Origin of the sequence: Gilvimarinus gilvus (assembly GCF_030518155.1) — a bacterium.
GTDB classification, from domain to species: Bacteria; Pseudomonadota; Gammaproteobacteria; order Pseudomonadales; family Cellvibrionaceae; genus Gilvimarinus; species Gilvimarinus gilvus.
The window spans coordinates 1-397 of sequence record NZ_JAULRU010000398.1 but is presented as its reverse complement, the minus strand read 5'-3'; the positions used below and the strand labels follow the sequence as shown (position 1 = coordinate 397).

The window sequence follows — 397 nt, the reverse complement described above, 5'->3', positions numbered from 1 at the left end:
TGATGTGCACCCGGCCCTTGTAGCCGGTAATGCCCTTGGCGATGCTGTTGTCGTCCTCCCCTGGGGCCTTCTGGTAGCTGCCAGTGGTGGCGCGGATATACAGCTCGCGGGCTTTGGCCTGGTCGCACGGGTCGTACTCGTAGCTGATCGACACCGGTGTCAGGTTCAGGCTCTGGATGACGGCGCCAAACGCCTCGTCCTTGCGGCTCATGTGGAACATCTTGAGGATCGCCGAGTCGGTGCGGTCGTCACCGTCCTTGGCGCGGCCCTCGGCCTGGGCGATCCAGATCGAGGTGGCGTCGTTGCGGATCGAGTGGTTGATGTAGGCCGAGAGCAGCTGATAAGCCGCCAGCTTTTCACGGCGCCCGCTGATCGAACGGTGCACGATGAAACTCTT

1 pseudogene is annotated in these 397 nt (G+C 62.7%); it reads right to left on the bottom strand.

Annotated features, from left to right (window positions below):
* Positions 1-385, bottom strand: a pseudogene (locus tag QWI17_RS06750) (1-acyl-sn-glycerol-3-phosphate acyltransferase); the annotation flags it as partial.
* Positions 386-397: the final 12 nt, after the last annotated feature.